General features: G+C 48.3%; 6 protein-coding genes and 1 pseudogene. 6 read left to right on the top strand and 1 reads right to left on the bottom strand.

Annotated features, from left to right (window positions below; translation table 11 throughout):
* The first annotated feature begins 364 nt into the window (after positions 1–364).
* The 6 genes from QT974_RS22790 to QT974_RS22765 all read left to right on the top strand — a co-directional run bounded on the left by QT974_RS22790 (position 365) and on the right by QT974_RS22765 (position 3,737).
* Complete coding sequence (locus QT974_RS22790; RefSeq protein ID WP_333470699.1) at positions 365–637, top strand: hypothetical protein; 273 nt, start codon at positions 365–367, stop codon at positions 635–637.
* 140 nt (positions 638–777) lie between these two features.
* Positions 778–999 (top strand): hypothetical protein, encoded by a 222-nt coding sequence (locus QT974_RS22785; RefSeq protein ID WP_333470698.1) that lies wholly within the window; start codon positions 778–780, stop codon positions 997–999.
* Positions 1,000–1,145: 146 nt separating this feature from the next.
* Entirely contained in the window at positions 1,146–1,382 is a 237-nt protein-coding gene (locus QT974_RS22780) for a DUF2281 domain-containing protein (protein WP_333470697.1), read from the top strand.
* Positions 1,349–1,798, top strand: coding sequence for a type II toxin-antitoxin system VapC family toxin (locus QT974_RS22775; protein WP_333470700.1), 450 nt, complete (start codon positions 1,349–1,351; stop codon positions 1,796–1,798). The genes QT974_RS22780 and QT974_RS22775 overlap by 34 nt, the downstream gene beginning before the upstream one ends.
* 314 nt (positions 1,799–2,112) lie before the next feature.
* Positions 2,113–2,601 carry a hypothetical protein gene (locus tag QT974_RS22770; RefSeq protein ID WP_333470696.1) on the top strand — a complete coding sequence of 163 codons (489 nt, stop codon included), beginning with the start codon at positions 2,113–2,115 and terminating at the stop codon, positions 2,599–2,601.
* Between the two features lie 104 nt (positions 2,602–2,705).
* The gene (locus QT974_RS22765; protein WP_333470695.1) at positions 2,706–3,737 is read left to right on the top strand and encodes a WD40 repeat domain-containing protein; all 1,032 of its coding nucleotides are present in this window, start codon (positions 2,706–2,708) and stop codon (positions 3,735–3,737) included.
* 971 nt (positions 3,738–4,708) lie between these two features.
* Here the strand turns inward: QT974_RS22765 and QT974_RS22760 are convergent.
* Positions 4,709–8,283 (bottom strand): annotated as a pseudogene (locus QT974_RS22760) (hypothetical protein); the annotation flags it as partial.

Here is an 8,283-nt window from a genome sequence, read left to right as displayed (position 1 = left end):
AGAAGACGCGTTGTGATTCGCAGATTTGGCAAAAAACCCGGTTTCTTTAGTCCCACGAAAAAATTCAGGAAGGAACGATTGAGGGGTTTAAGTACGATCGGGAAACAGGAAGTATTGTGCGATCGTAATGTCAATATTTCCCTTACATTTTCTTATCTGTAGGGGTGCGTCAGCTACGATTATTTTCGGTTTAAACTAAAAATATAATAGTTGACGCACCACACAAAACTACAGGTGCGTCAGCTATTATATTTTTGATGGTGATTCATAATTTCGTAACTGACGCACCCTACAACTACAACTGCTGGTGCCTGCGCTATCATGGAGGGATTCACAAAAAAGCCTACTAATCGGGAGTCAATATATGCAGGCAATCCTTTTAAGCCGTGAAGAAGTTGCACAACGTGCAAAGCAATTGTATGAAAGTACCATCCGCGAAAAGGTAGAAGTGGAAGAAAACATCGGCAAGATGGTCATCATCGACATTGAGACAGGTGATTATGAAGTCGATAAAACTGGATTGCAAGCATCCCGTAACCTTAGCAAGAAGCACCCAAACGCCCGACTCTTTGGTATTCGTATTGGATATAACGTTGCTGTATCATTTGGTGGTGTCATGGAGCGTGTCTACAAGTGATTTCTGGGATTGTGACAAATAGACACGCAACTGTAACGCTGACTTTTTTGCTACCGAATGGCTCAAGCATCCCTATAGAGTTTGTGATAGATACAGGCTTCACTGGGGAATTATGTCTTCCTTGAGAAGCTGTTTTATTGATGGGCTTAACCTTTAGACACGACATTCCCGCAAATTTGGCAGATAATAGTGAAGTCTTGCTACCAATTCACGAAGCGATCGTCCTTTGGGATGGTGAAGAGCGAGAAGTCCTTGTCATTGCGACAGGAAGGCGACCATTGCTTGGAACTGCCTTGCTGGAAGAGCAAGAACTGGTGATTCAGTTTACAGAAGGCGGGTTGGTAACGATCGATCAGTTGTAGCTGTCCTCAAGGTTGCAAGTACGATTGAAGCTATTAAAATTGCGTGTTTACAAGATCGTGCCACTTTTTCTTGCCGATCGCGCGATCGGAGTAAGATTTAAAAGTTGTACTAGGAGGCGATCGAGCCCACCGACTCTCTAAAAGCCATGACAGCCACCGAAAGACTCTATCAACTAATCCAAACTTTCCCAGAAAGCCAAATCAACGAAGTCCTCCACTTCGCTGAATTTCTCCAGCAAAAACAACTCGCCACTCCTCAACAGGCTATCCCTCCTGGCACTCTCACCGGACTTCGGGGTATCGCCAAACATTCTGGGTTAGCCCCTAGCGATGAGGAACTGCAAACAGAATATACCGACTATCTCACCCAAAAATACCAGTAAGCCATCCCGTAAAAATTCTCATCGATACCAACATCGTCCTAGACTTAATCTTGGAACTGGAACCCTTTGTCGAGAGTGCGATCGCCCTTTTCGAGCAAATTGAACGGGGCAACTTGGAAGGCTATATCGCCGCAACTACCATCACCAATATTTTCTACATCATTCGTAAAGCCGAAGGTCGTGAAGTCGCCCTTGCTGCCATTCATCGGCTACTAACTGGACTCCGATTTTGTGCTGTCGATCGCCAAACCGTCGAAACCGCTCTCAGTCTTGGACTGAAAGACTTTGAAGATAGTATCCAACTTGCCTGCGCGACGATCGATCGACTTGATGCGATCGTCACGCGCGATCGGAAAGACTTCATTGGTAGCAACCTCCCCATTTATTCCCCCACAGAACTCTTAAACCAGCTATAGTAGAAAAATATCTCAAAAAATTCCGGCGTTGCTTAATCAGGGTATGAAAATGGATAACTTGAAAATTCAGACGATTGACTGACTGGCTTGTTTCATTTTTTCACATTGAATCGTTCATACCGTAAATCAGCAACGCCAAATCCCATCTCAAGCTGAGAGTGAAGAGTGAGAGAGTGAGTTCATTTTTATGGCGGACATACGCAGAAAATGTTTCTCCGATCCAAATTCTTTATGAATTCCGTGGAAACCCTGGGGATATTACGGAGTAGATGGGGTAAAACTGAAGGGAAGTGAATTTTGAATGGAGACTGTGCATGTCGAGAGATCGTCTTAGTCAAGTTGAGAAGAGCCTGAAACGACTACGTGAGCAACTTGGTGGAAAAGAAGACACGCTCACGACAATCGCGCCAGAAGAACGAGTGCGAATCAAACAACAGATTGCTGATCTCAAAGATGAGATTAGACCGTTTGAAGAAGAATACTGGCAGATTTTGACAGAGCGAGTACCGACCGTTGATATCGTAGATTTAGAAGCCGAAGATGTGATAACGGAAATTGTCGAGCGGGTCAAACTTTTACAGCAGAATCCACAATACTCGCCTGAAATTTTGGACTTGTTACAAAAAATTTATGCTGAAGTTAGTCAACCTGAAGCACCTGCGGCTGCAAAGCTAAAAGGGGCGCTTTCATTACTGCCACCATTCGTTAGTCTATCTTACGAAGCCGAAATTGATACAGAAAGCTTCTTGAGAGCTAACTTCCCTACATTTAGGAAATGGGCTAGTGCTCTAGCAAAAAAGTAATAGCCACTGAGCAGTCAGATGATTTAAAAAGAACGCATCTAGAAAAGCTCACTTTTCCGCATAGCGAGGAGAAGCCTACGTGGCGAAACCTTCTTTCAGTGAAGGTGCGAAATTTACTTGCTCAAGTAGGAGCAAGTCTTGGCTTTTTGGTATTTTTGATGCTAATAACTCGACAGATTATTTTTCCAGAGCCGCCAAAGCTTCCTTTGAGTCAGACCATTGAGGCTCAATCAAATATTATTGCAATGACATTTACTAATGATGGGTTACAACTAATCAGCGCAAGTGGCAACACGCCTGTCAAATTATGGAACTGGACAACTAAAAGAAACACGACTATTTTTGATGATAGATCAAGTAACGCTTTATCTATTTCAGTTAGCCGAGATGGAGCGTATGTTGCTACTGGACATGGGAACTTTCAGGAAAGTAAAAATCTGCAAGAGACAGATATAAAAATCTGGGATAGGAAAACTGGTCAACTGCTTAAGACGCTTAAAGGTCATACAGCACCAGTCCGTGCAGTTGCATTTAGCCCTGATGGTTCACGGATAGTTTCAGGTGGTCAAGATAAATTGATAAAGGTTTGGGATGTAAATACTGGCAAATTGCTTCAAAATATTCCAGCACATACGGATCACATAACATCTATTTCTTTTAGTAATAACGGAAAGTTTTTCGCAAGTGCTAGTGATGACAAAACTATAAAACTGTGGGATAGCAATAGCTTGAAGTTACTCAACATATTGGAAGGCCACAGAGGTCAAGTCCTATCGGTCGCATTCAGTTCTAACGATCGGGTTTTAGTGAGCGGTAGTGGGGAAGACCGCTTCGATCAAAATATTCAGGAGAACAGTGTAAAAGTATGGGATCTTAAGACTGGTACTGTTCAGCATACTTTAACTGGAAATGCTGGCTGGGTCTGGTCAGTAGGAGTTAGCCATAATAATAAATATGTTGCCAGTGCGGGCTACGATGGCACTGTTAGGGTATGGAACCTAATTAGCGGAGAATTAGTAGGAATCGGGACTGAACATTCAAAACAGGTTTACACCGTTAAGTTTAGCCCCGACGATCAACTACTTGTAAGCGGTAGCGACGATGGTAGACTGAGGCTTTGGAAAATCCAACCTTAATAGAACACGTTCGCTTACCTGTATCCACAAACTCGGACTGATCTCATGCGCCTCGTAGACCACTGAGACCAACAAGTATACTTGGGTTGGTACCTAGAGTTCGCACTGGATTGACTTTGAGAGTTTGCGCTACTTTGCCTGTAGGAGGATTGAGCCATAGCTGGAGCAGTCGAAAGCACCAACATAGCTGCTACTCCTGACAGTGAAACCAGACGGGAGGATAGTTTTCTCATGTGAACTCCATAGATAAGTAAACATCCGATTAAGGCATTGATAATCGATCAGAAACACTTAATATTCACAGATGCCCCCCTTGGTATCTAAGGTAACACATCCATTCCAGGGGTGTGGAAAAGAAATAGTAATCACTGATATTAGCTGATATTATATGTCTCTCTGTTTCCCAGCCAGAAGCTTAGGAATCTTTTCCGGGAGGAGAGCTTCCTCTTCCTTGCCACTGAGTTTATACCGGGTGGCAGGTCAGTAATCCCGACTTTTCCTAACTATCCCAATTGGTTGCTGGGTCGCTCAATCTCCCTTACTTAGGGCTTGCTGAAAAAGTGTACGTAGTGAAAAAACGAAGCTACACAGCTTAAAAAATAGCAGGTTTATTGCTAAATCCCACAATTCATCCAGAAACTAAGAACGAAAGTGCAAGGGTTTTGAGCCTATATAATCCTATAACTTGCACTCCTGTAGAGCCAAGAAAGCTTGAACCTTTTATCTGGCAAGCTTTCTAATTTTATTCAGCAAGTCCTACTTAAGATTACCGCCTCGATCAAAGATTACTCGATAAAACTCGTCCGGCATAACAATCCGGTTGGAGCGGACTGACAAAGTTGGTCGGTGTTGTAGCAAAAGTTATCAACAGCCGCTCAAGCGGAACGTCATACTGCAAAAACTGCAAAAAACCCGGCTTCTTCAAGAAGCCGGGTTTTTATATATTCGATCGCCCTCAAGCAAACCTACAATTACTTCACGGTAGAAGTGCCAATCAAACTGCTATTCGCTAGCGGGTTGCTGGGACTTGCAGCCGGAGTGATTAAGAGGCTGTTGTCCTTAGCAGAAGTATTCGCCGTTGGGATAATGGAACTACTAACAATCGCGCCAGTCAAAGGAATGATTGGCTGACTTTGAGCGCTGGTGAGAGAAGTTAACAAGCTCTTTGTGTCATAGATAAGAATGTCATCGTCGGTTTCGATAAAGGTCTTCATGGTTGGGATTGAACCGCCATTTAGCAAGATGTCATTGGTAGTTTTGACAGGAGTTGCTGTTGCACTAGCTGGATTAGTAGCTGTTGTTAATGGTTGCCGAATCAGACTTGCTGCTGCGGTAGTCGTGCTGGTTGACAGACTAATTGGTGCAGTTGCACTAGCTGGATTAGTACCTGTTGTCAATGGTTGCAGAATCAGACTTGCTGGTGCAGTAATTGTGCTGGTTGACAGACTAATCGGTGCAGTAGTTGTGCTGGTTGGCAGACTAATTGATGCAGGAGTAGCGCTGGATAAGCTAGTGCTAGAACCGCTACCGATCGCACCTACAACATCATCGCTATCAACAGGTTGACCAGTCAAAATGTCGATGTTCAGTGGTGTATTGAAAGCTGCGGGAAGCGCGCCTCCGGGAGTGATGGAAACAAACCGAGAACTGTCAATTGTTTTGGCTTGAGTATCTTTCAACCAAGCTAAATGTTCGCCGGTACCTGCGATGCTGATCAAGGCATCGTTAGTATAATTTTCGCCGCCTTGAACGATTTGCAGTTGGTCATAAGTGAGGTCTTGTGAGAGTCCGAGGTAATCGCGATCGCCCTGGAAGTAAAATATATTATCGAGTCCCGAACTTGGTGATAGCACAAAGATGTCGGAACTGCTACCTCCAATCAGCGTATCTATACCGTTGCCGCCCTTGAGTACGTTGTTGCCTTCGCCACCGTAAACGCTGTCATCGCCATCGTTGCCGTTGAGGCTGTCGTTGCCGCTGTCACCATTTAAGAAGTCGTTGCCGTTACCGCCGTCGAGGGTATCGTTGCTGCTGCCGCCGTTGAGACTGTCGTCGCCTTCGTTGCCCAAGAGGTTGTCGCTGCCGGCTTCCCCGGTTAGCAAGTCGTTGCCGCAACCGCCGTCGAGGGTGTCGTCGCCGGCGCCTCCCAGCATGGTGTCGTTGTCGCATTCGCCGAACAGCAAGTCGTCGCCGTTACCTCCGCCCATGAAGTCGTTGCCGCTACCGCCTGCGAGGGTGTCGTCGCCGGAATCGCCTGTCAGGGTGTCATCGCCGGAGTCGCCGACAACCAAGTCGTTACTGGCGCCACCGTCCATCAAGTCGGTATCGTCGCCACCGTAGAGGGTGTCTTCGCCGACTTCGCCTAACATGGTGTCTTGCCCTTCACTGCCAAACATCAAGTCGTTGCCGGCACCTCCGAAGAGTTTGTCGTCGTCGATGCTGCCGTCAATTTTGTCGTTGCCGGCACCTCCCAACAATTGGTCGTTGCCCGTACCGCCGAAGAGTTCGTCGTTGCCGGCGCCGCCGTCGATGGTGTCGTAGCCGGAACCGCCGTCGATTTTGTCGTCGCCTGCTTCTGCGAAAATTTTGTCGTCGTCTTCGTTGCCCCAAACGTTGTCGTTGCCTGCGTTGGCGTTGATGAAGTCGTTGCCGGCTTGACCCCAAATTTGGTCGTTGCCGTCACCGCCGAATACGGAGTCGTCGCCACTTCCGGCGTCGATGTTGTCGTTTCCGGTTTGTCCGAAGATGGTGTCAATGTTGTCACCGCCGTAGATTTCGTCGTTGCCGCGGCCGCCGTCGATGAAATCTCGGTCTTCGCGGCCGTAGATTTCGTCGTCTCCGTCGTTGCCGAAGATGGTGTCGTTGCCGGTTCCTGCATCGATGAAGTCGTTGTCTTCGTTTCCTTGGATGCTGTCGTTGCCGGATTGACCGAAAATGCGATCGCTCCCTTCACCACCTGCTAAGGTATCGTTATTCGCGCCGCCGTCGATGTAGTCGTCGCCGCTGTTGCCGTCGGCGAAGTCGTTGCCGTCATTTCCAAAAATTCGATCGCGCCCTTCACCTCCAGTCATGCTATCGTCGTCGGCGCCGCCTTCTAAGTAGTCGTCGCCATTGTTACCGGAGAGGGTGTCTTTGCCAATTTGACCGAAAAGTCGATCTGCCCCTTCGCCCCCATCAAGGCTGTCATTGCCGGATTCGCCCCACAGAACGTCATCTCCGCCTTGTCCTAACAGCGTATCTTCGTTATCTCCACCCCACAATTCGTCATCATCGGCATTGCCTTCTAAGAAGTCATTGCCTTGGCGGCCGTATAATTTGTCACTGCCGTCGTTGCCGGAGAGAGTATCGTTTTCGGTGCCGCCGTCTACGATGTCGTCACCGCTACCGCCAGCGAGAGTATCGCGGCCGGCTTCTCCTAACAGGCTGTCATTATCTTCGCCACCGTCGAGGGTGTCGTCGCCGGAACCGCCGAACAGGGTATCGGTGCCGGATTCTCCCTGCAAGATGTCAGCGTCATCGCCTCCCCACAGAGTGTCGCTATCGTCGCCACCGAACAGCGTATCGAGGCCGGATTGACCGTAAATTCGATCGCGCCCTTCGTTCCCCTGAAGCAAATCGTTGCCGGAACCGCCGTCAACAATGTCATCGCCGCGGTTGCCGATAACCGTATCATTACCGACTTGTCCGAACAGACTGTCGTTATTATCACCACCATCGAGGATGTCGTTACCGTCGCCACCTTCCAGGGTGTCATTTTCCGTACCGCCATCGAGGGAGTCGTTGCCGAGTTCGCCAAACAGCCGGTCTGTTCCTGCATTGCCTTCGAGGATGTCATCGCCGTTGCTGCCGTAGAGAGTGTCGCTGTCAGCTTGACCGAACAGGGTATCGTTGCCGTCGCCTGCTAACAGCGAGTCATCGCCGGAACCGCCTTCTAATAAGTCGTTGCCAGCTTGACCGAACAGGGTGTCTTTGCCGTCGCCACCGTAGAGGTTGTCGTTGCCTTCTGCTGCATCGAGGAAGTCGTTGCCAGATTCCCCAAACAGGTTGTCGTCCCCTGCTTTGGCTAATAAAGTGTCATCGTCTTGACCGCCCCAAAGTATGTCGTTGCCACTTCCGGCGTCGAGGAAGTCTTTGCCATCGCCGCCGTAGAGGGAATCATTGCCTTCTGCTGCTAAGAGTGAGTCGTTGCCACCTTCGCCGTAGAGGTAGTCATCGCCAGCTTGGGCTAATAACGTGTCATCATCTTGGCCACCCCACAGGTAGTCATTGCCAACTCCGGCATCCAGAATGTCTTTGCCATCGCCGCCGCGCAGACTGTCATTGCCTTCGGCTGCGTTGAGAATGTCGTTACCGCCTTCGCCGTAGAGGTAGTCATCGCCAGCTTGGGCTAATAAGGTGTCATCATCTTGGCCACCCCAGAGGTAATCGTTGCCAACTCCGGCATCCAGAATGTCTTTGCCGTCACCGCCGTAGAGACTGTCGTTACCTTCGGCTGCTAAGAGTGAGTCGTTGCCACCTTCGCCGTAGAGGTAGTCATCGCCAGCTT

This window comes from Microcoleus sp. BM001215392 (genome assembly GCF_036700185.1).
In the GTDB taxonomy this organism is placed as follows: domain Bacteria; phylum Cyanobacteriota; class Cyanobacteriia; order Cyanobacteriales; family Microcoleaceae; genus Microcoleus.
The sequence above is the reverse complement of the archived record's forward strand: the minus strand, read 5'-3'. Positions and strand labels throughout refer to the sequence as shown.